Consider the following 20,865-nt stretch of genomic DNA (forward strand, 5'->3'; position numbering starts at 1 on the left):
ATGGAAGAGGGCGAAGTTCCGCGACCACCGCCCAAGCCATCCCCCACGCCGGACGAACAGAGCGTCGCCAAGGCCAATGAGGCCATCGCGATCCGCCCCAAACGGGGTCGCCTGACACTGCTTTCCAGGCGCATCTACAACGCGCTGCTCTATCACTCGCAGCGCCAGGGCGTCGACGAACCGGTCTACAAGCTGGCCCTGAGCGAGCTGATCGGCGATGCCCGTTTCAACTCCAACAACACCGAACTGCTCAAGTCTCACCTGCGAGACATGCAGGCCACCACCATCGAATGGTCGACCAGCGGCACCGGCCTCAAGCGCTGGGTGTCGTCGCAGCTGCTCGGTACGGTCACCATCGAGGAACAGGGCCGGGGCCGGCCCTGCACCATCACCTGGCGCTATCCGGAAGAGATCCGCGAGCGGCTGGTCAGGCCCCATCAGTACACGCGCGTCCTGCTGGAGATCAGCGGCCAGATGCGAAGCTACCCCGCGGCCGTGCTCTATGAGATCGGCGCGCGCTATCTCACGTCGCCGAGCCGTCTGTCGATGCGCGAGGACGTGCTGTGGTGGGCGGCAGTGCTCACCGGGCGCAGCGACATCACCGAGGTCGACTATCGCTTCCTCAAGCGCGACGTGATCAGCAAGGCGCTGGCCGAGATCGAGGCACTGTGCGAGGACTTCAGCCTCGAGCTCATCGAGCACAAGCGAGGACGCCGCATCGAGGAAATCCAGTTCAGGGTGGTGCCCAAGCTGCAGCAGCGCCTGGGCGCCGCCGACGATCCCGCGCGCAATGTCTTCGACCTGGAGCTGGTTGGCAAGCTGATCGCGCTGGGCCTCAAGCAGGACGAGGCCCAGGACCTGTATGCGACCACCGACGAGGGGCAACTGCGCGGCGCGATCGAGCATGTCGAGCAGCGACTGCGCAGCCAGACGCTGCCGGCACTCAAGTCGGCCGCGGCCTATTTCAAGGATGCGCTGAAGAAGGGCTACGCCGGCGTGAAGGAGGAAGAAACCGCCGTGCCCCCGTCGTTGCCTTCGCCGTCCCGGGCAAAGCAGGCCGCCGCACCCGCCGGCGAGGACCGCATGCACCGCATACGCGAGCTGTGGGAAAACGACCGCATGCAGAAAGCCAAGTCCCTTTACCTGGAAATGCCCGAGGCGATGCAGGCCGAGATGCGCTCACGCTTCGAGTCCGAGCGGCTCGCGCAGATCGCCGCCCCGATCGCCCGCGCATGGCGCCGTGACGGCCCCGCCAGCCGCATCGCGGCCACCACCTTCCATCGCTGGCTGGCACAGGTCACCTGGCCCGAGGCGCCTTCTGACCGGGTGCTGCTCGATTTCGCGCTGGCTCAGGGCGTTGCGGGCATGTAGGCGTTTCGGCCCGGACGCCCATGTTCGCGCCGCGCAAGATTGGAAATTGTCCGACACGCCATGAACGGGCGAGATCTTAGATTTGCTCGCCCGCATCGCACGGTGCGGGCCTTGCTGTAAACCTCAACCCGGCCCGCAAGGCCGGGTCTTTTTTGCCACCAGCGGACGTTGCATCTTTTCCTCTTGAAATTTGCGACGCAGGGTCCTATGTTGGCTGTCGTCAAAAGATTGGTCGACCGAAAAGGAGGTACTGAAATGACCATGAACTTGCTCAGGCAGATTGCCGGCTCCCGTTTGCCGATCTCGTTCTATCGAGCCGAAGACATCGACCGGGTCAAGGTGCTCCGAGCCGCCGGGCTCGTCGTTGCACTGGTTCCATCGCCCGCGAATCCCCTGGCCCTGTCGGGCGCCGCCGCTGCAGCCCAGGTGCTGGCTGTGACGCAGAAGGGGCGGGAAGAACTCGCGAGGTTCAACTATCCGGAATCGCGCCCGCCGCGCTGGCGAATGCGCATGCCGAGAATCAAGACGGCCACGCCTGTGCATTCGGGCGGATCTGCGCCAGTCCACCGAGAGCCCGCGCGGCCGCAATAGCAAGCCCGCGAGCCAGACGCAGAAGCCGTCTGACTTCATTTTTTGTTCGCCATTTCTCCGACCGAGTCCCGCGGCGCATGCCCGGCGCTCCGGTCGGCCTTGCAAGGAGGTTTTGCCATGTATCGATCCCTGTTTCCTCGCGACATCTTCGCGGAGATGGATCGCCTGCAGCGCGATGTGCAGCAGGCCTTCGACCTGTCTCCCACCATCCGCGGCGTCGCGCGCAACGGATTTCCCGCACTCAACGTCGGAAGCACGCCGCAGGCGCTGGAGATCTTTGCCTTCGCGCCGGGTGTGGATCCCTCGACCCTCGAGGTGAATCTGGAGCGCGGCCTGCTGACGATCTCGGGCGAGCGCAAGAACGCGCTGCCGGGTGCGCTGGACAAGTCCGCGACCGTGCACATCAACGAGCGCTTCGAAGGGACGTTCCGCCGGGCGATGACCCTGCCCGACGACGCGGACCCCGACGCGGTCGAAGCCAGGCTTCGCAACGGGGTGTTGCACATCAGCGTGAAGCGCCGCGCATCCGCCCAGCCGCGCCGAATCGAAATCCAGTGACAAAGGAGCACACCATGAGCAACAGCATCCAGGCCCCCGCGAACGCTGCCGCCGGCGAGCACGCGCAGAGGGAGCATTCCAGCTACAGCGATGCAGCCCTCACACCGCCCGTCGACGTGGTGGAGGACGCCAACGGCATCACGCTCTACGCCGACCTTCCCGGGGTCAGCCGCGACAAGCTGAACCTCCATGTCGAGGCGTCGACGCTGACCATCGACGCCGAGTCCGATCTGAAGGTGCCGCAAGACCTGCAGACCAGCCACACGGAGGTCGGCCTCGGCCGCTTCCGGCGTGTGTTCACCTTGAGCAAGGAGCTGGACACGCAAGGTGTCACAGCAGAGCTTGCGCAAGGCGTTCTGAAACTGCGCATTCCCAAGGCCGCCCATGCACAGCCGCGCCGCGTGCAGGTCCAGGTGAAATAGAACCTGCGGAAGGTGCCTGCCGCCGGGCGGCGGCGGCAGGCGCCCGGGCGTTCCGGCGCACAGTCTTGAAGTACGATGCTCCTCCACGCGAATGCATGGCGGCGGCTTGTTCCAGCGCCTCGGCGCGCCATGTCGAGCACCCCGGACATTCCTGTTCTTCGCCGCTGAGTTCTCTTGGACATTCCTCTGACGTCGCCTTCGCAGCCTGATCCCGCATCCCCGGGATCCGACGGGGATCAACCCGATCACGACTCCCGCTTGTTCATCGGCTCGATGGCAAAGGGCATGCGCGTGCTCGAGCTCTTCAACGAGCACGTCACGCCACTGTCGATCGGCGACATTGCCGACCATACCCAGATGGGCCGCAGCGCCGCCCAACGCTACGTCTACACACTGCACCAACTCGGCTACCTCAACAAGGACACCGAGTCGAAGCGGTACTTTCCCGCGTTGAAGTTGCTCAGCCTGGTGCGCGGCATGCAGCGCCACCATTCGCAGCGCGAGCTTGCATATCCTTTGCTGCAGCGCCTGGCCGCGCAAACCCTGGAAACCGTGTCGTGGGTCGAACTCGACGGCGATGATGTCGTGGTGCTGCAGAACATTCCCGGTGCGCACATCACGGCCATCAATCTGCCGGTCGGCAGCCGCTTTCCTGCGCTCACTTCGTCGTCCGGGCAGGTGCTGCTGTCGCACGCGCCGCAGGCGCAACTGGCCGTCATGCTCGACGCACTGGCGCCGGCGGTGCGTTCGCGCTTCGGCACGCGCAGCAACGCCGAGGTGCTGGCGATCTTCCACGAGGCGGCCGAGAACGGGTACTCCTTCACCGAGAAGAATTTTTCGGAAGACGGCGTGTCGGTGTCCGTCCCCGTGACCGACGCGGGCCGCATCGTCGCGGCCATCAATGTGTCGACCGTGCACACGCGCTTCGATCTCGCGAAGGCGCGCGAAGTGATCCTGCCCCAGCTCCAGCAGACGGCGCGCGAAGCGTCGATCTGACGTTCCCCTTCCTTCTTCTTGCCGCCTGGCGCGGCGACGCGCGCCAGCCTGCCGGACGCGTGGCTGCGCACAGTCGTGCTCAGGATTTTTCTTGACAAGTGCGTGACAAAGCCAGATCCTTATGTAATCGCAAAGCGATTTATATAATCGAATTGCAATTAAATTGATCTTCGGCTGCGGCCATGGATACCAGGATGTCTGCGCAAAACGAACTTCTTCCGCATGTGGCGATGAGCGAGGTCTGCGACGAAACCATCGGCGCGCTGCTGGCGCGGCGCGCGCGCAACCATCCGGACGAGATCTATTGCACCTTCGAGGACGAGCAGATCAGCTTTCGCGAGCTCGACCGGCGCGTCAACCAGGTTGCGGCCATGCTCAGGCGCAGGGGCCTGGCATGTGGCGACCGGGTGGCGGTCATGCTCGCGAGTCATCCAGACCACCTCTGCCTGATCTTTGCGCTGGCCCGCCTGGGCATGGTGCGGGTGCCGATCAACATCCATCTGATCGGCGCGCCGCTGGAGCACCTGCTCACGGAGCTCGACCCTCGCGCCCTGGTGGTCGACACGGCCTGCGAGGCCGCGCTGCGGGGCATTGCCGCACCGCTGCCGCAGCTGATCTGGCGCAACGGCGTGGACCGCGAGTTCGACGAGTACGCCACCCTGGCCGAAGACGACGCGGCACCGGCCGTTGCGGCCGACGACGTCATCGCGCTGAGCCCGAGCTCGGGCACCACGGGCGCGCCCAAGGGCGTGCTGAAAACCGACCGCCACCTGCGCGCCGGGCCGATGGCGGTGCTTCGCCTGACCGAAGCCGGTCCCGGCGATGTCTTCCTGTTCTGGGAGGCCTTGCACCACGGCGCCGGCGTGGCCGTCGCCATCGCGGCCCTGATCGGGCGCTTCCAGCTGGCGATGCTGGAGCGGTTCAGCGCATCGCGCTTCTGGGACGACGCGCGGCGGCACGGGGCCACGCACATCCACTACCTGGGCAGCGTGCTGCCCATGTTGATGAAGCAGCCCGCGCGCGCCGACGACCGGCAGCACGGCGTTCGCATCGCCTGGGGCGGGGGCTGTCCCGCCCACGTCTGGGCCGAATTTGCGGAGCGCTTCGGCGTCACGATGCGCGAGGGCTACGGCCTGTCCGAGATGATCACCTTCGTGACGGCGAACCTGGACGGCACGCCGGGCTCGATCGGCAAGCCGCTCTCGTACTACGACATCTTGCTGCTCGACGACGACGCAGCGCCGGTGCCGCCCGGCGAAAAGGGCGAAGTCGCGGTGCGCGCACGGGATGCGCGGCTGGGCTTTCTCGGCTACTTCAGGAACCCCGAGGCGGACGCCGCGGCGCGCCGCGGCGATCTCTTCATGACCGGCGACCTCGCGCACGCGGACGCCAACGGCAACCTCTTCTACGCCGGGCGCAAGAAGGACATGCTGCGCAGGCGAGGCATCAACATTTCCGCCTGGGACGTGGAGCGCGTCTTCGCGCAGCACGAAGCCGTCGCCGAAGTGGCGCTGGTGGGCGTGCCCAGCGACCTGGGCGAGGACGAGCTCAAGCTCTTCGTGCGGCTGCGCGATGGCGTGCGCATCGCGCCGCTGGAGCTGATCCGCTGGTCGAGCCTGCGCCTGCCGTACTTCCAGGTGCCACGCTACATCGAGTTCATCGACGCCTTTCCCAAGACGCCCACGCAGCGCATCCAGAAGAAGGATCTCTCGCGCCAGGTGGCGGGCGTGTGGGATGTCGCCGCCACCGACTTTCGCATTGCCAAACACTGAAGCCCTTGCGTTGCATCGGCCGCCGAGTCTCCATCGCCTTGCCCTTTTTCATTCGAGAGGAAGAACATGATTCGCGCAGATCTGAGTTCCTGGTGCAGAGCCGTTGCGGCGGGCACGGCCTTGCTGCTGGGCGCCGGCGCCCAGGCGGGATTTCCCGAGAAGCCGCTGACCCTGGTCGTGGGTTTTTCGGCGGGCGGCGGCGTCGATGTGGTCGGGCGCACCATCGCGCAGGGCCTGTCGCTCCAACTGAAGCAATCGGTGCTCGTCGACAACAAGACCGGCGCCTCCGGTGCGATCGCCGCGCAGTTCGTCAAGCGCGCCGCGCCCGACGGCTACACGCTGCTCATGGCGCCCACGACCTCGTATGTCATGTCGGAGAAGATGGTGGGTGCCGAAGCCACGGGGTACGAGATCGCCAAGGACTTCAAGCCGGTGGCCACCGTCGGCGAACTGCCGCTGGTGATGCTGGTGTCCAAACAGAGCGGCATCACCACGTACGCCGAACTGGCCGCGCAGGCACGCAAGGCGCCCGGAAAGCTCGCCTACGGCTCGTCGGGCAACGGCTCGACCGAACATATCGTCACCGAGTGGTTCAGGCAGCAGGCCGGCATCGACCTGCTGCACGTGCCGTATCGGGGCTCCGCGCCCGCGATGGCCGACCTGTTCGCCGGCGAGATCCAGATCATGCTGACCACCTCGCCGACGGCGCTGACCAACCTCGCCACCGGGCGTGTGGCGGCCGTGGGCGTCGCCAGCGCCAAGCGGCTGGCCGTGATGCCCGACGTGCCGACGTTCGCCGAACAGGGACTGCCTCAGTTCCTGGCCGCGTCGGTGTACGCCGTGCTGGCGCCCAAGGGCACGCCCGACGATGTGGTCGCGGCGCTGAACACCGCACTCAACCAGGTGCTGAACGACGACGCGACGCAGCGCCGCTTCGCGCAGCTGGGCGTGCAGGTGGTGCACAGCACGCCGGCGCAGGCACGCGAACTGTTGCAGCAGGAGTCGACCAAGTGGGAGCGCGTGGTGCAGCCCATCCGCGCGGCTTCACGCTGAGCCCGAGACAACAACGAGACAACCCATGACCGACACTGTTTCCGCACCGCCCTGCGTCACGCTCGCCATCGACAACGCGACGGCGACGATCACGCTCGACCGGCCGCAGGCGATGAACGCGTTCAATCGCGAACAGCGCGAACGCTTTCGCGCCGCGCTCGTGGCGGCAGATGCCGACGAGGCCGTGCGGGCAATCGTCGTCACCGGCCGCGGCAAGGCCTTCTGCGCGGGCCAGGACCAATACGAAAGCGCCGCCATGGACGCGGCAGGATCCGCGGCGCGCATCGACAGCTATCTCGAGCTGTACGAGATCTTCCGTGCGTTGAGAAAACCCGTGATCGCGCGCATCAACGGCGTGGCAGCCGGCGCGGGCCTGCAGATCGCGCTCATGTCCGACCTGCGCATCGCATCGACGCAGGCGCGCTTCGGCATGACCGAGTTCAAGGTGGGCTCGGCGGCGATCGTGGGCAGCGCGCTGCTGTGGCCGGTCATCGGCGAGGCGGCGATGAAGCGGCTGGTGCTGCTGGCCGAAATCGTGCCGGCGCAGCAGTCGCTGGCGCTCGGCCTGGTCCACGAGGTGGTCGAGGACGAAGGGCTGGACGCGCGCGTCCAGGAGATCTGCGCACTGGTCGCGACCTGGTCACCCACCTCGGTGGCCATCACCAAGTCATGGTGGAAGGAGATGAGCGACGAACTGTTCGCCAAGGCGTGCGAGGCGGCCCGGCGCGGGCACGCCACCAACTTCGCCTCCGGTGCGTACTCCGAGGGGGCCAGGAAGTTCACTGCACGCTCGCGTTCCTAGAAGGCCAGGGGCGGTCGAGCGCGCCGAAGGGCTAGGATGCGGACTGATCTGCGAGACCATCATGCACGCCCGTGTCGACGAAGAAATCACTTTCCGCAAGCTTGAGACGCTGATCGCGTTCATGGAAACCGGCAATCTCGCGCGCGCGGCCGAGCGGCTCGAGGTCAGCACGGTGAGCGTGCACCGCGCCTTGCACTCTCTGGAAGTCGGCGTGCGCTGCGCGCTGTTTCGCCATGAGGGCCGCAACCTCCATCCCACCGAGGCCGCGCACGCGCTGGCCGAAGTGGCGCGCGAGGTGCTGCACACCATGTCCGCGGGCATCCGTTCCACGCGCGAGGTCGCCGGCTACTCGGCCGACCGCATCCGGATCGGGTCGCTCTACTCGCTGACAATCCGCACCGTGCCCGCCGTGCTCGTGCACATGAAGGTGCGCAAGCCCAGCCTCGAGACCGAGCTCGTGCTGGGCTCCAACGCGGATCTGCTGCAGAAAATCAGGGACGGCGCCGTCGATGCGGCGCTGATGGCCGTCCCGGAAGGGGCCGCCGACATCGTTTCGGAGCCTCTGTTCGAAGACGACATCTACTTCGCGGCACCCGCGGGCTCGCGCTACGCGGCACTCGACCGCGTCGACCTGAGCGCGTGCTCGGACGAGAACTTCGTGAGCCTCAAGGAAGGCTTCGCCACCTACAACGGCTTCGTCGAAGCCTTTCGCGTGGCGAACTTCACGCCCAACGTCGTGATGAAGACCGGCGACATCTTCTCGCTGATGAACCTGGTGAGCGGCGGCATCGGCTGCACGCTGCTGCCCGGTCGCGTGCGCGACGTGTTCTCGCAGAAGGTCCAGCTGATTCCGCTGGCGCCCAGGTACCTGATGCGCCAGACCCTGGGGCTGAGCTTCCTGCGCACGCGCGAGCGCGACCCGAACCTGCTGGCATTGCTCGCGGTGTGCAGGTCCGCCAAGGCCGAGCTGGCCTGAGCGCGCGTCGGCACCCCTGATCGTTTCGCTGAGGGTAACTGTCGCCGACTGCCGTTAATTGATCGCGGATGGGCGAGCCGATACCGTACGTCTCCAGGAACAGCGCCCTTCGCGCGCCGTCATTGCGGAGACAAGACCATGATCATCTACGGCACCGCGCTGCTGGCCTTGTGCCATCTGCTGGGCATTTTCCTGGGCGACCTGCTGGGGCAGGCGCTGGGCGTGAAGACCAACGTCGGGGGCGTGGGCATCGCCATGCTGCTGCTCATCACGGCGCGCATCTACATGCACAAGAAGGGCATCCTGCCCAAGCTGACCGAACTCGGCGTGGAGTACTGGGGCGCCATGTACATCCCGGTGGTGGTGGCGATGGCCGCGCAGCAGGACATGGTCTCCGCGCTGCGCGGCGGCCCCGTCGCGCTGCTGTCGGCGCTGGCGGCGGTGGCGGTCTGCGCGGTGGTGATCTCGCTGATCAATCGCACGGAGCGTCCGGCCCCCGGCGCGCTGGCCGAGCCGGTGCGCAACGACAACCCGCTTCTCAACGAGACGGAATGACCGCCATGCTGGAAATCCTCGAGAGAGCCGCCCTGCAGAACGGGCTGGTCAGTGCCTTCATGGTGGTGGGGTTGATCGTGCTGCTCTCGGGCCAGATCTCGCGCCGCCTGACCTTCGGACGCGTGCACGGATCGGCCATCGCCATCGTGATCGGCCTGGTCCTGGCCTATTGGGGCGGCACGCGCACCGGAGGCCACAAGGGCCTGGCCGACATGTCGCTGTTCGGCGGCATCGGCCTGATGGGCGGGGCCATGCTGCGCGATTTCGCGATCGTCGCCACGGCCTTCGAAGTGCAGGTCACCGAAGCGCGCCAGGCCGGACTCATCGGCGTGGTCTCGCTGCTGCTCGGAACGCTCCTTCCCTTCGTGGTGGGCGCGGCGATCGCCTGGAGCTTCGGCTACTCCGACGCGGTCAGCATGACGACGATCGGCGCCGGCGCGGTCACCTACATCGTGGGCCCGGTCACGGGGGCGGCCATCGGCGCCAGCCCCGACGTGATGGCGTTGAGCATCGCGACCGGCCTGGTCAAGGCCATCCTCGTGATGGTCGGCACGCCGATGGCCGCGCGCTTCCTGCGCCTGAAGACACCGCGCTCGGCGATGGTCTTCGGCGGCCTGGCGGGCACCGTGAGCGGCGTGTCGGCCGGCCTCGCGGCCACCGACCGCAAGCTGGTGCCCTATGGCGCGCTGGTCGCCACTTTCCATACCGGACTGGGCTGCCTCCTGGGCCCGTCCGTGCTGTTTTTCGCCGTCAAGGCGGTGGTGGGTTGAGGAATGGACGAATGGATCGCATGAACTGGAACACCCGTACCGAAAACCGCGCGGATCGGCTGGCCCGCGCCGCGCAGGCGCTGGGCTCGCAATGCCGGGGCAAGGTGGTGGCCACCGAAGCCGTCGGCACGCTGCTGGAAGCCGTGCTGGAGCCCGGCGACCGCGTCTGCCTGGAAGGCAACAACCAGAAGCAGGCCGACTTCCTGGCCAGGGCGCTGGTGCAGGTCGACACGGCGCGGGTGCACAGCCTGCACATGGTGCAGTCGGTGCTCGCGCTGCCCGAGCACCTGGACCTGTTCGAAAACGGCGTGGCGAGCCGGCTGGACTTCAGCTTCTCGGGTCCTCAGGGCGCGCGGCTGGCCAAGCTGGTGTCGGCCGGGCGCATCGAGATCGGCGCGATCCACACCTACCTGGAACTGTTCGCACGCTACTTCGTCGACCTCACGCCGCGCGTGGCGCTGGTGGCGGCCCATGCCGCGGACGCCCAGGGCAACCTCTACACCGGCCCCAACACCGAAGACACGCCCGCCATCGTCGAGGCGACGGCGTTCTCCGGCGGCATCGTGATCGCGCAGTTCAATGAACTGGTGGACGGGCGCACCACCACGCTGCCGCGCATCGACATTCCGTCGGACTGGGTGAGCTTCGTGGTGAAGGCGCCGCGGCCCAATTTCATCGAGCCCCTGTTCACGCGCGACCCCGCGCAGATCAGCGAGATCCAGGTGCTGATGGCCATGATGGCGATCAAGGGCATCTACGCCGAATACGGCGTGCAGCGCCTGAACCACGGCATCGGCTTCGACACCGCGGCCATCGAACTGCTGCTGCCGACCTACGCCGAGTCGCTCGGCCTCAAGGGCAAGATCTGCAGGCACTGGGCGCTCAACCCGCATCCGGCGCTGATCCCGGCCATCGAGGCGGGTTGGGTCGAGTCGGTGCATTCCTTCGGGTCCGAGCTGGGCATGGAGGACTACATCCGCGCGCGCTCCGACGTGTTCTTCACCGGCCCCGACGGGTCGCTGCGCAGCAACCGCGCGTTCTGCCAGGCGGCAGGGCACTACGCCTGCGATCTCTTCATCGGGTCGACGCTGCAGATCGACCTGGACGGCAACAGTTCAACGGCGACACTGGGACGCATCGCGGGCTTCGGCGGTGCGCCCAACATGGGCGCCGATGCGCGCGGCCGGCGCCACACCAGTCCTGCCTGGCTCAAGGCCGGGCAGCAGGCGCGCGAGGGCCGCGGCGGCGCGGCCGGCACGCCGCGCGGCCAGAAGCTCGTCGTGCAGATGGTCGAGACCTTCCGGGAGCACATGCAGCCCGCCTTCGTCGACAGGCTGGACGCATGGCAGCTGGCGGAGCAGTCGGGCATGGAGCTGCCGCCGATCATGATCTATGGCGACGACGTGAGCCACATCCTCACCGAGGAAGGCATCGCCAACCTGCTGCTGTGCCGCAACGATGCCGAGCGCGAACAGGCAATCCGCGGCGTGGCGGGCTACACCGCGGTCGGGCTCGGGCGCGACAGGCGCGCGGTGGAGAACCTGCGCGACCGCGGCGTGATTCAACGCCCGCAGGACCTGGGCATCGACCCGCGCGACGCGACGCGCAACCTGCTGGCCGCGCGCAGCATGCGCGACATCGTGCGCGCCTCGGGCGGCCTGTACCAGCCGCCCGGACGATTCAGGAACTGGTAGGAAACAACGACCATGAGCAATTCCGCGGGACTCGAAATCCTGGACTTCTCCTTCCCCGGCCGGCGCATCGCCGACGCCTTCCCGCCCGTGCTGGTCGGCGTGGTCGGCTCGGGCAACCTCGAGGTGATGCTCGAGAGCGCTGCCGGCGATGACTGCACCGTGCGCATCGAGACCTCGGCGCGCGGCTTCGGGCCCATCTGGCGGGCCGTGCTGGCGGACTTCCACGAGCGGCATCCGTTCGGCGGCATCCGCATCTCGATCAACGACATGGGCGCGACCCCCGCGGTGGTGAGCCTGCGGCTCGGCCAGGCCGTGGCCGAACTGCCGGGAGCATCGTCATGAACCTCAGCTATGCCGAATGCACGGCGCGCGAGCGCCTGGCCCACCTGCTGGACGCCGGCAGCTTCCACGAATGGCTGCCGCCGGCCGAGCGGGTGACCAGCCCGCACCTGGCCCAGCTCGGCGTGCCCAGCGCCTTCGACGATGGCGTCGCGATCGGCCGCGCCACCCTGGCGGGCCGCACGGTCTTCGTTGCCGCGCAGGAAGGCGCCTTCATGGGCGGTGGCGTCGGCGAAGTGCATGGCGCCAAGCTCGTGGGCCTGCTGCAGCGCGCGCTGCGCGACCGGCCGGCGGCGGTGCTGCTGCTGGCGGAGTCGGGCGGGGTGCGGCTGCATGAAGCCAACGCCGGACTGATTGCCGTGTCGGAAGTGATGCGCGCCGTGCTCGACGTGCGCGCGGCAGGCATTCCCGTGATCACCCTGATCGGCGGTGCCAACGGCTGTTTCGGCGGCATGGGAATCGTCGCGCGCTGCACCGACCACATCGTGATGAGCGACAGCGGCCGGCTGGCCATGTCCGGCCCCGAGGTGATCGAGGCTTCCTTCGGCGTGGAGGAATTCGATTCGCGCGACCGCGCGCTCGTGTGGCGCACCACGGGCGGAAAGCACCGCTGGCTGACCGGCGACTGCGATGCGCTCGTGGAAGACGACGTGCAGGCGTTCCGCGCCGCAGCCATTGCCGCGCTCGGGGCCGCAAATCCGGTCACGCCGGCATTGCTGGAGGCCGAACACGCGCTGCTGAGTGCGCGCCTGCGCGACATGCCGCCGCCGAGCGACGATTCGGATGACGCGACGGCGCTCTGGCAGCGCCTGGGCATCGCCGATGCGCAGCGCATCCCCGACATGGACGTGGCCGCCGTGCATGCGCTGCGCGCGGCTGCAGAGGTACCGAGATGAAATGGAACACATTGGTGACGCAGCTTTTCGGCCCCTACCACGGCATGCGGGAGGCCGACGATTTCCTCCAGGGCGAGGTGGTGTTCGACGGCCGGCCGCTCACCGTGATCGGGACGGCGAACCATGCACCGATCGGCGTGCGGCTCGCGCTGGCGCAAGCCCGCGTGGTCCTGGACACCATCGCGCAGCAGCCGGGCCGGCCCATCCTGCTGCTCATCGACACCCAGGGCCAGCAACTGCGCCGGCGAGACGAGCTGCTCGGCATCAATCGCGCGATGGCACACCTGGGCATGAGCATCGACCTCGCCCGGCGAAGCGGGCATCGGGTGATCGGGCTGGTGTACGACCAGGCGTTGTCGGGCGGCTTCATCACCTCGGGCCTGATCGCCGATGCGTGCGACGCACTGCCCGAAGCGGAAATCCGTGTCATGCGCATCCCGGCGATGGCGCGCGTGACCAAGCTGCCGGAGGCCATGCTGACTGAGCTGTCCGAGTCGAATCCCGTGTTTGCACCCGGTGTCGGCAACTATGTGGCCATGGGCGGCGTGCGCGCCCTCTGGGAGGGCGACCTGCAGGCCGCATTGCGTGCCGCGCTGTCCCAGCCGGCAGGCGAAGACCGGCGCGCCCGCAATGGCGCCTTGCGCGGCGGACGCAAGCTCGCCGCCGATGTGGCGCAACGCGTGCTCGATGCCGCCTGAGGTGCCGGCATGATGCTGCTGCGCCGCCACCGGCTCGCCTACCTTTGCGCGCAGGGCTGGTCCCAGGTGCTGGACCACCCGTGGGACGACGAGGGCAGGGCGTGCATCGCCCACTGGGCCGGCGAAGGCCTTCCGCTCGTCGTGACGCGCCAGCCCGCATCCACGGCCACGCAAGGGGAGGGTGTCTCTCTCGGCCTGCCCGCGCCGGCCCGATGGGGTCGCCGTCGGCTCGCCTTGCAGGTGCCGCGCGCGGCCATCCTGTGCTTCGATGAGTTTCCGCGTGCGACCGAGGTGCTGCATCTGCTGCCGCGCGATGCGCGCGCGGCCTGGCGCCGGCTGATGAACGCATTGGAAATCGAGCGCGTGCAGGCGCGTGTCTATGGCAGCTACGGCTGGCAACAGATCACCGGCCTGAAGTACGTGCACCCGGGCTCCGACCTGGACCTGTGGATGGCTGTGGACGACGCGCGCCACGCGGACGCCGTGGCTACCTGCCTGCAGGCGCTGATCGTCGGGCGGTCGCGGCTCGACGGCGAGCTTGTCTTTCCCGATGGCAGCGCGGTCAACTGGCGCGAGTGGAGCGCCTGGCGGGCCGGGCATGCGCGCAGCGTGCTCGTCAAGCATGTGCGGGGCGCCCGGCTCGAGAGCAGGGCCTTCGTGCCCGAAGACGCTCAAGGCATGGGGTTGGCCGCGTGAGCACCGCATGGCCTATTGGTCAAGTTGCCGCGGCGCTCCCTTCGCTGCCCCCGGCACATGCCATCGGGCGTGCCGCCACGCTGGCGCTGTACGACGAACTGGCGTTGGCACCGAAGCCGGGACTGGTGTCCTTCGCCGACAGCGGCAGCCATGACGACATGGACGCCCACACCTTCATGCGAAGCCTCCTTGCGCTGCGCCACTACTTCGTGCAGATCGCGCTGCTGGGGGAGGCGCATGCGCCGTTCGACGCGCTGCAGGCATGCGGCATCGCCGCGGAAGCCCGGATGTTGAAGGCCACGGGTGGCGTGAACACGCACCGCGGCGCTGTCTTCACCCTGGGCCTGCTGTGTGCCGCGGCCGGCGCGGCGCGGCGCGATGGCGAGCCGGCGTGTCCGGCCGCACTGCAAAGCACGCTGCGCAGGCATTGGGGCGATGCGCTGCAGGCACGCAGTGGCCGCATTTCGCCGCTGCCGGGAGGCATCGCGGCCCACCGGCATGGATTGCGCAGCGCATCGCAAGAGGCGGCGCTCGGATTTCCGGTGCTGTTCGAGACGGCCGTGCCGGCGCTTTTTGATGCCCTGCGGCGCGGCCTGGGGCCGCAGCCGGCGAGGGTCGACACCCTGTTCGCCGTGATGGCCGTGCTGGACGACAGCAACCTGGCGCACCGCGGCGGCCTCGAGGGCCTGCGCCACGCACAGCAGGCAGCGCGCGGCTTTCTGGCGCAGGGCGGGGCCGCAAGGCCCGCAGGCCTGGACGCCGCGCAGGCGATTCACCGCGACTTCGTCGCGCGTCGTCTCTCGCCCGGCGGCGCTGCCGACATGCTGGCCGCGGCCTGCTGGATGCAGCGCATCTGCGGTGTGGCGGCATGAGTTTCGCCATCGTCGTGTCGGGCCAGGGCATGCAGCATGCCGAGATGCTGCCTTGGCTCGCGGAGGACGACATCGTGCGCGCCATGCAACGGATGCTCGGCATTGACGACTGGCGAGCGTGCGCAAGAGACCCTGTCTGGGCCGGGCGAAATGCGAATGCCCAGGTTCTGCTGACGGGCCTGGCGCTGGCCGCATGGGCACAGCTTGCGCCGCATCTTCCGGCCCCTGCCGCGGTGGCCGGCTACAGCGTCGGCGAGCTTGCGGCGTTCGCGGTGGCCGGCGTTTTCGATGCGGACACCGCCCTCGGATTGGCACGCCACCGCGCGGCGCTGATGGACCGTGCTGCCGGAGCGAATGCCACCGGCCTGATGGGCGTGAGCGGGGTGAGCCAATCCCTGCTCGAACGCATGTGCGAAGAATTCGGCCTCGTCGTCGCCATACGCAATGGCATCGACAGCGTGGTGCTCGGAGGGCTGCAGGCGATGCTGCCTCGCGCGGTCGAGGCAGCGGAACGTCAGGGCGCGCACGCCGTGCTTCTCAATGTGCAGGTGGCCTCCCATACCCCATGGATGGCGGAAGCGGCGCGCGGCTTTGCGGCCCATGTTGAGCCGCTGTCGTTTCGTGCGGCAGGCATGCCTTTGTTCAGCGATGCGGAGGGCCGCGTCGTGCAGCCGCCGCAACTCAAGCATGCGCTGGCCATGCAGATCGATCATCCGGTGCGGTGGGACGAATGCATGGAAGGCATCGCCGGTCGCCGGGTGGCCTGCGTGCTCGAGATCGGTCCGGGGCAGGCACTGGCGCGCCTGTGGAACAGCCGGTATGCCGACACGCCGGCGCGCTCCGTGGACGAGTTTCGCAGCGCGGAAGCCATCGTGCGGCATGTCAGGAAACTTCTGCCGACCGGGCCGTGAGCTGAAGGTGCCGGAGACGTTCGGCGCAGCCGCTTCGCGCAGGGGCCGGCCCTACCAAGCCGGCGCGCGGCGGCCTTCTTCGGCCAGGAATTCCACCAGCGTCGGCAGCGAGGTGCCCGTCGGCCGGTTGGCCTGGATCCGCATCACATAGCCCCATGAGCCCGGCATGCGCAGGCCCGGCGTCAGCGCCACCAGGCGGCCGCGGGCCAGTTCCTCGTCGATCAGCGGTGCCCGGCCCAGCGCGATACCCACGCCCGCGGCGGCCGCTGCCACCACGGTGCTCAGGCCGCTGAGCACCAGCGGGTCCTGGCCGGCGCTCTCCGGCAGCCCCAGCCGCGGGCGCCAGGTGCGCCAGTCTGTCTCCGGGCTGGCGATGTGCTTTTCCTCCAGCCAGCGGTGGCGCGTGAACACGAGCGGGTCGTCGCGCTCGTGCGGGGGGACCAATGCCGGGCTGCAGACCGGCACCACGGTCTCGGTCATCAGCGGGATGTCGCCGGGCGCGGCCGGGTGCGGCCCCAGGGCGCGCACGTGCAGGAAGGCCAGGTCGATGTCCTGCGCCTTCCATGCGGGGTCCTGGCTGGCGTGAAGGAACACCTGGATGTCGATGTCGGGATGCAACTCGACGAAGCGCCCGATCCGCGGCGCCAGCCACAGGGCGGCCAGCGATGGGTTGGCCGACACGTTCAGGTTGTTGCGCCGCTTGCCCAGGGCGCCGGCCCGTGCGTTGCGGCAGGCCGTCTCGAGCAGGGTCAACGCCTGTTGCACCGACACCAGCAGCGCCGCGCCGGCCTCGGTGGTCTGCGCCCGGCGCACCGTGCCGCCCCGGCGCAGCAGACTCACACCCAGGTCGGCCTCCAGCGCGCGCAACTGGTGGCTGACGGCGCTCTTGGTGACGTGGAGTTCGGACGCGGCGCGGCTCAGGCTGCCCAGGCGGGCAACAGCTTCGAACGCGCGCAAGGTGGCCAGGGGTGGCATAGGCACGGGCAGGTGGGCGAACAGACCGGCAAAGGGTGCAATTTATCTCAACCCAGGAGTGAATAACTATCGCTTTCGCCCGGATGCCTGATACGTGACCATGGCGGCTTCTCAAAAGGCATCCATATGTATTTCGACAGCAGGCTATGGCAGCTGACCGCAGGGCTGCGCATGCGCATGGCGGGGGGCATTTTTCTGGGGCTGCTGGCGCTGGCGGCCGGCATCGCCCGTTATGTGTTCCTCGGACAGTTGCTGGCGCGCGTGTTCGACGGCGCCCCCGCCGCAGAATGGATCGCGCCGGCCGCCTGTGCCGGCGCCATGGTGCTGCTGCGCGCCCTGTTCGATCACTTGCGCACCGTGCAGGCCAACCGTTCGTCGGCCGACGTGCAGCAGGCGCTGCGCGCCCGGCTGTACGACCGCATCGTCGCGCTGGGACCGGCCTGGTTCGCCAACCAGCGCACCGGCGGCGTGATGCTGACGGTGGTGGACGGCGTGGAGCAGCTGCAGACCTTTTTCGGCCAGTACCTGCCGCAGGTCGTCATCGCGGCGGCGGCGCCCTTCGCCATCTTCGCGGTCATCGCCTTCTGGGACGTGCCGACCGCGCTGGTGTTCCTGGTTGCGGCGCTGTTCGCGCTGTTCGGCCCGATGGCCGTGCACATGCTGGACCGTCGCGCCAGCCTGGCGCGTACCCGGTCGCTGAATGAGTTCGGCGAGGAATTCCTCGACGCGGTGCAGGGCCTGCCGACCCTGAAGTCCTACGGCCAGGGCAAGGCCTGGGGCGAGCGCCTGGCCGCCCGCGCGCGCAAGCTGTCCGACAACACATTCTGGGTGCTGTCGGTCAGCCTGCTGACGCGCGGCATCAGCGACCTGGGCGTGGCGCTGGGTGCCGCGCTGGCGCTCGCGGTGGGCGCCTGGCGCGTGAGCGCCGGCGACATGAGCGTGGAAGCCCTGCTGATCGTGCTGATGGCCGGCACCGAGATCTTCCGTCCGCTGCGCGACCTGCGTTCCGTCCTGCACCGGGGCATGCTGGGGCAATCCGCCGCCGCGAGCATCCACGCCCTGATGGACGCCCGGCCGTTGACCGCCGCACCCGATGCGCAGGCGGCCGACAGCGCGCCGGCACGCCTGGACCCCACCATCGAATTCGACGGCGTGTCGTTCTCCTACTCGCCGCAGCGCCCCGCCCACCAGGGCCTGTCGCTGCGCATCGCGGCCGGCGAGCGGGTCGGCATCGTGGGCCCCAGCGGCGCGGGCAAGTCCACCATCGTGCGCCTGCTGCTGCGCGAGTGCGTGCCGCAGGCCGGCACCATTCGCGTGGGCGGCCACGACGTCAACCGCCTCGACACGCAGACGCTGCTGAGCCACATGGCGCTGGTCAGCCAGGACATCACGCTGTTCCACGGCACCATCGACGACAACCTGCGGCTGGGGCGGCCCGATGCCACCCGCGAGCAGGTGCGCGCCGCGGCGCGCGCCGCCAACATCGACGACTTCATCATGGCGCTGCCGCAGGGCTACGCCACCCCCATCGGCGAACGCGGCCTGCAGCTCTCGGGCGGCCAGCGCCAGCGCGTGGCGATCGCCCGCGCCCTGCTGCGCGATGCGCCCATCCTGATCCTGGACGAAGCGCTGTCGTCGGTGGACACCGAGAACGAGGCCCTGATCCAGCAGGCGCTCGACCGCCTGATGGCCGGGCGCACCACGCTGATCCTGGCGCATCGCCTGGCCAGCGTCATCGGCGCGGACCGTTGCCTGGTGCTGGACCAGGGGCGCGTGGTCGAGCAGGGCCCGCACGCCGAGCTGATGCGCCAGCGGGGCCTCTACCACCGCCTGATGCACGAGCAGGCCGTGAATGCCGTGGCTGGTGCCGCCGTGCCCACCGCGGCACCGTCCACCTCGCCGCGCGCCGCCGGTGAGGGTGACGGCGACGGCGGGCAGGGCGCCGCCCTGCGTTCGCTGGACACCGACGCCGGCCAGGTCGGCTGGTACGCCACGCTGGCCACCTTGCTGTCGGTGGTGCGGCCCTGGCGCGGCACCCTGGTCGCCACGATCCTGCTGGGCGTGGCGCGCGTGGCGGCCTTCATCGGCGTCGGCGTGCTCAGCGCGCTGGTGGTGGCGGCCATTCGCGAGGGGCGCGGCACCTCGGCGCTGATCACCGGCCTGCTGATCGCCGCGCCGCTGGCTGCGCTGTTCCACTGGCTCGAATCCTGGCTGGCGCACGCCATGGCCTACCAGCTGCTGGCCGACATGCGCGTCAAGCTCTACGACAAGCTGGAGCGGCTGGCCCCCGCCTACCTGCTGCAGCGCCGCTCGGGCGACCTGGTCGCATTGGCCACGCACGACGTGGAAATGGTCGAGTACTTCTACGCCCACACCATCGCCCCGGCCATCGTCTCGGTCCTGGTGCCGCTGACGGTGCTGGGCTTCCTGGCGGTGTACAGCTGGCCCGTGGCCCTGGCGCTGATGCCGTTCCTGGCCTATGCGCTGGTGTCGCCCATCCAGGGCCGGCGCAAGATCGACGCGCTGGGCGACCGTGCCCGCCACGCACTGGGCGAAATGAGCGCCCACACCACCGACACCATCCAGGGCCTGGCCGACCTGACCGCCTTCCAGGCCACCGGTCGCCGCCGCGCGCAGTTCCTCGAGGTCGCGGACAGGTGCCGGGCCCGGCGCCTGGACATGCTGCGCGACCTGTCGCGCCAGACCGCCTGGTTCGAAGTCGCAATGGGGCTGGGCGGCCTGGCCGTGGCCGTGGTCGGCGCGCTGCAGGTGGCCGCCGGTACCTTGTCCGCCGGCATGCTGCCGCTGCTCGTGCTGATCGCGCTGGCGACCTTCCTGCCGGTGTCCGAGATCTCGCAGGTCAGCCGCCAGCTGGCCGACACCATCGCGGCCACGCGCCGCCTGCATGTGGTCAACAACGAACCCGAGCCGGTCACGGACGGTCCGCTGCCGCCGCCGGAGGCGTCGCACGGGCTGTCGCTGGCCTTCGAGCAGGTCTGCTTCGCCTATCCCGGCAAGACGCGGGACACCCTGCGCGACCTGAGCTTCACCGTTGCGGCCGGGGCCACCGTGGCCGTGGTCGGCGCCTCGGGCGCCGGCAAGAGCACCGTGGCCAGCCTGCTGCTGCGGTTCTGGGACCCGCGCCAGGGCACCGTCAGGCTCGACGGCGTGGACGTGCGCCAGTTGCGGCTGGACGGCCTGCGCGAACGCGTCGCGCTGGTCACGCAGGACACCTATCTGTTCAACGACACGCTCGAAGGCAACATCCGCATGGCCCGGCCCGACGCCAGCCGCGAAGAACTGGCCCAGGCGCTGGAACAGGCGGCCCTGGGCGCCTTCGTGCAGAACCTGCCCGACGGCCTGGCCACCCGCGTCGGCGAGCGCGGCATGCAGTTGTCCGGCGGCCAGCGCCAGCGCATCTCGATCGCCCGCGCCTTCCTGAAGAACGCGCCGGTGCTGATCCTGGACGAGGCCACCTCGCACCTGGACACGCTCTCGGAAATGCAGGTGCGCGGCGCGCTGGATGTGCTGATGCGGCACCGGACCACGCTGGTGATCGCCCACCGCCTGTCCACCATCCGCGACGCCGACCTGATCCTGGTGCTGGAAAACGGCGCCCTGGCCGAAGCCGGCACGCACGACCAGCTCTTGCGCAGGCAGGGCGTCTACGCAAAGCTGGCCAGCCACCAGGGCGCAGGCCCGATCGAACCCCGGCTCCAGCAGGCTTGATCGGCCAGGCTCATGAACGTGGGAGCGCTCGCCGGGGCCTGCCTCCCAGCGGCAGACGCGCGGTAACGGCAGGAAACGCCGCCGCAGACCGCGTGCGGATCGGGTAGCGTCCGGGGTGTTCCACCGGTTGGCGAACTTGCGCGGCGATTCCCGGTCTGCCAAGCACCCCCGAATCGCCACATCCGCCAG

General features: G+C 68.9%; 20 protein-coding genes. 19 read left to right on the forward strand and 1 reads right to left on the reverse strand.

Features of this window, described 5'->3' with window-relative positions; all coding sequences use genetic code 11:
- The 18 genes from ACWV14_RS32025 to ACWV14_RS32110 form a co-directional block, all read left to right on the forward strand.
- Positions 1-1,371 (forward strand): RepB family plasmid replication initiator protein (locus ACWV14_RS32025; RefSeq protein WP_454907857.1); only part of this gene is annotated, 1,371 nt, incomplete at its 5' end.
- A gap of 255 nt (positions 1,372-1,626) precedes the next feature.
- A complete protein-coding gene (locus ACWV14_RS32030) occupies positions 1,627-1,962 on the forward strand; it encodes a hypothetical protein (RefSeq protein ID WP_234383127.1) in 336 nt (111 codons plus the stop codon).
- Positions 1,963-2,079: 117 nt separating this feature from the next.
- Positions 2,080-2,520, forward strand: a complete 441-nt coding sequence (locus tag ACWV14_RS32035) for an Hsp20/alpha crystallin family protein (protein ID WP_454907858.1) — start codon at positions 2,080-2,082, stop codon at positions 2,518-2,520.
- Positions 2,521-2,534: 14 nt separating this feature from the next.
- Entirely contained in the window at positions 2,535-2,942 is a 408-nt protein-coding gene (locus ACWV14_RS32040; RefSeq protein ID WP_454907859.1) for an Hsp20/alpha crystallin family protein, read from the forward strand.
- A gap of 258 nt (positions 2,943-3,200) precedes the next feature.
- Positions 3,201-3,938 carry an IclR family transcriptional regulator gene (locus ACWV14_RS32045; protein ID WP_454907860.1) on the forward strand — a complete coding sequence of 246 codons (738 nt, stop codon included), beginning with the start codon at positions 3,201-3,203 and terminating at the stop codon, positions 3,936-3,938.
- Positions 3,939-4,132: 194 nt separating this feature from the next.
- Positions 4,133-5,710, forward strand: coding sequence for an AMP-binding protein (locus ACWV14_RS32050; RefSeq protein ID WP_454907861.1), 1,578 nt, complete (start codon positions 4,133-4,135; stop codon positions 5,708-5,710).
- A gap of 66 nt (positions 5,711-5,776) precedes the next feature.
- Positions 5,777-6,763, forward strand: a complete 987-nt coding sequence (locus ACWV14_RS32055) for a Bug family tripartite tricarboxylate transporter substrate binding protein (protein WP_454907862.1) — start codon at positions 5,777-5,779, stop codon at positions 6,761-6,763.
- 25 nt (positions 6,764-6,788) lie between these two features.
- Positions 6,789-7,565, forward strand: coding sequence for an enoyl-CoA hydratase/isomerase family protein (locus ACWV14_RS32060; protein WP_454907863.1), 777 nt, complete (start codon positions 6,789-6,791; stop codon positions 7,563-7,565).
- 61 nt (positions 7,566-7,626) lie between these two features.
- Positions 7,627-8,541, forward strand: a complete 915-nt coding sequence (locus ACWV14_RS32065; RefSeq protein ID WP_454907864.1) for a LysR family transcriptional regulator — start codon at positions 7,627-7,629, stop codon at positions 8,539-8,541.
- 138 nt (positions 8,542-8,679) lie between these two features.
- On the forward strand, positions 8,680-9,096 hold the full coding sequence (gene madL / locus ACWV14_RS32070; RefSeq protein WP_454907865.1) for a malonate transporter subunit MadL: 417 nt from the start codon (positions 8,680-8,682) through the stop codon (positions 9,094-9,096).
- A 5-nt stretch (positions 9,097-9,101) separates the two neighbouring features.
- Positions 9,102-9,866: a malonate transporter subunit MadM gene (gene madM / locus ACWV14_RS32075; protein ID WP_454908810.1), complete on the forward strand. Its 765-nt coding sequence runs from the start codon at positions 9,102-9,104 to the stop codon at positions 9,864-9,866.
- Positions 9,867-9,877: 11 nt separating this feature from the next.
- Complete coding sequence (mdcA, locus tag ACWV14_RS32080; RefSeq protein ID WP_454907866.1) at positions 9,878-11,560, forward strand: malonate decarboxylase subunit alpha; 1,683 nt, start codon at positions 9,878-9,880, stop codon at positions 11,558-11,560.
- A gap of 12 nt (positions 11,561-11,572) precedes the next feature.
- Positions 11,573-11,902 (forward strand): malonate decarboxylase acyl carrier protein, encoded by a 330-nt coding sequence (gene mdcC / locus ACWV14_RS32085; protein ID WP_454907867.1) that lies wholly within the window; start codon positions 11,573-11,575, stop codon positions 11,900-11,902.
- Positions 11,899-12,795, forward strand: a complete 897-nt coding sequence (locus ACWV14_RS32090) for a biotin-independent malonate decarboxylase subunit beta (RefSeq protein WP_454907868.1) — start codon at positions 11,899-11,901, stop codon at positions 12,793-12,795. The genes mdcC and ACWV14_RS32090 overlap by 4 nt, the downstream gene beginning before the upstream one ends.
- Positions 12,792-13,493 (forward strand): biotin-independent malonate decarboxylase subunit gamma, encoded by a 702-nt coding sequence (locus tag ACWV14_RS32095; RefSeq protein WP_454907869.1) that lies wholly within the window; start codon positions 12,792-12,794, stop codon positions 13,491-13,493. The genes ACWV14_RS32090 and ACWV14_RS32095 overlap by 4 nt, the downstream gene beginning before the upstream one ends.
- Positions 13,494-13,502: 9 nt before the next feature.
- Positions 13,503-14,189 carry a malonate decarboxylase holo-[acyl-carrier-protein] synthase gene (mdcG, locus tag ACWV14_RS32100; RefSeq protein ID WP_454907870.1) on the forward strand — a complete coding sequence of 229 codons (687 nt, stop codon included), beginning with the start codon at positions 13,503-13,505 and terminating at the stop codon, positions 14,187-14,189.
- Positions 14,186-15,061 carry a triphosphoribosyl-dephospho-CoA synthase MdcB gene (gene mdcB / locus ACWV14_RS32105; protein ID WP_454907871.1) on the forward strand — a complete coding sequence of 292 codons (876 nt, stop codon included), beginning with the start codon at positions 14,186-14,188 and terminating at the stop codon, positions 15,059-15,061. The genes mdcG and mdcB overlap by 4 nt, the downstream gene beginning before the upstream one ends.
- A 29-nt stretch (positions 15,062-15,090) precedes the next feature.
- Positions 15,091-15,972, forward strand: coding sequence for an acyltransferase domain-containing protein (locus ACWV14_RS32110; protein ID WP_454907872.1), 882 nt, complete (start codon positions 15,091-15,093; stop codon positions 15,970-15,972).
- A 51-nt stretch (positions 15,973-16,023) separates the two neighbouring features.
- Here ACWV14_RS32110 and ACWV14_RS32115 read toward each other — a convergent pair whose 3' ends face one another.
- Positions 16,024-16,947, reverse strand: a complete 924-nt coding sequence (locus ACWV14_RS32115; protein ID WP_454908811.1) for a LysR substrate-binding domain-containing protein — start codon at positions 16,945-16,947, stop codon at positions 16,024-16,026.
- Between the two features lie 126 nt (positions 16,948-17,073).
- Here ACWV14_RS32115 and ACWV14_RS32120 point away from each other — a divergent pair, with 126 nt between their 5' ends.
- Positions 17,074-20,676: an ABC transporter ATP-binding protein/permease gene (locus ACWV14_RS32120; protein WP_454907873.1), complete on the forward strand. Its 3,603-nt coding sequence runs from the start codon at positions 17,074-17,076 to the stop codon at positions 20,674-20,676.
- Positions 20,677-20,865: the final 189 nt, after the last annotated feature.

This window comes from Variovorax durovernensis (assembly GCF_977011995.1).

Bases quoted from the DNA above. Each gene is read 5' to 3' on its own strand.
- ACWV14_RS32030 (WP_234383127.1), top strand. From the start codon at position 1,627: ATGACCATGAACTTGCTCAGGCAGATTGCCGGCTCCCGTTTGCCGATC.
- ACWV14_RS32035 (WP_454907858.1), top strand. From the start codon at position 2,080: ATGTATCGATCCCTGTTTCCTCGCGACATCTTCGCGGAGATGGATCGC.
- ACWV14_RS32040 (WP_454907859.1), top strand. From the start codon at position 2,535: ATGAGCAACAGCATCCAGGCCCCCGCGAACGCTGCCGCCGGCGAGCAC.
- ACWV14_RS32050 (WP_454907861.1), top strand. From the start codon at position 4,133: ATGTCTGCGCAAAACGAACTTCTTCCGCATGTGGCGATGAGCGAGGTC.
- ACWV14_RS32055 (WP_454907862.1), top strand. From the start codon at position 5,777: ATGATTCGCGCAGATCTGAGTTCCTGGTGCAGAGCCGTTGCGGCGGGC.
- ACWV14_RS32060 (WP_454907863.1), top strand. From the start codon at position 6,789: ATGACCGACACTGTTTCCGCACCGCCCTGCGTCACGCTCGCCATCGAC.
- ACWV14_RS32065 (WP_454907864.1), top strand. From the start codon at position 7,627: ATGCACGCCCGTGTCGACGAAGAAATCACTTTCCGCAAGCTTGAGACG.
- madL (WP_454907865.1), top strand. From the start codon at position 8,680: ATGATCATCTACGGCACCGCGCTGCTGGCCTTGTGCCATCTGCTGGGC.
- madM (WP_454908810.1), top strand. From the start codon at position 9,102: ATGCTGGAAATCCTCGAGAGAGCCGCCCTGCAGAACGGGCTGGTCAGT.
- mdcA (WP_454907866.1), top strand. From the start codon at position 9,878: ATGGATCGCATGAACTGGAACACCCGTACCGAAAACCGCGCGGATCGG.
- mdcC (WP_454907867.1), top strand. From the start codon at position 11,573: ATGAGCAATTCCGCGGGACTCGAAATCCTGGACTTCTCCTTCCCCGGC.
- ACWV14_RS32090 (WP_454907868.1), top strand. From the start codon at position 11,899: ATGAACCTCAGCTATGCCGAATGCACGGCGCGCGAGCGCCTGGCCCAC.
- ACWV14_RS32095 (WP_454907869.1), top strand. From the start codon at position 12,792: ATGAAATGGAACACATTGGTGACGCAGCTTTTCGGCCCCTACCACGGC.
- mdcG (WP_454907870.1), top strand. From the start codon at position 13,503: ATGATGCTGCTGCGCCGCCACCGGCTCGCCTACCTTTGCGCGCAGGGC.
- ACWV14_RS32110 (WP_454907872.1), top strand. From the start codon at position 15,091: ATGCAGCATGCCGAGATGCTGCCTTGGCTCGCGGAGGACGACATCGTG.
- ACWV14_RS32115 (WP_454908811.1), bottom strand. From the start codon at position 16,947: ATGCCACCCCTGGCCACCTTGCGCGCGTTCGAAGCTGTTGCCCGCCTG.
- ACWV14_RS32120 (WP_454907873.1), top strand. From the start codon at position 17,074: ATGTATTTCGACAGCAGGCTATGGCAGCTGACCGCAGGGCTGCGCATG.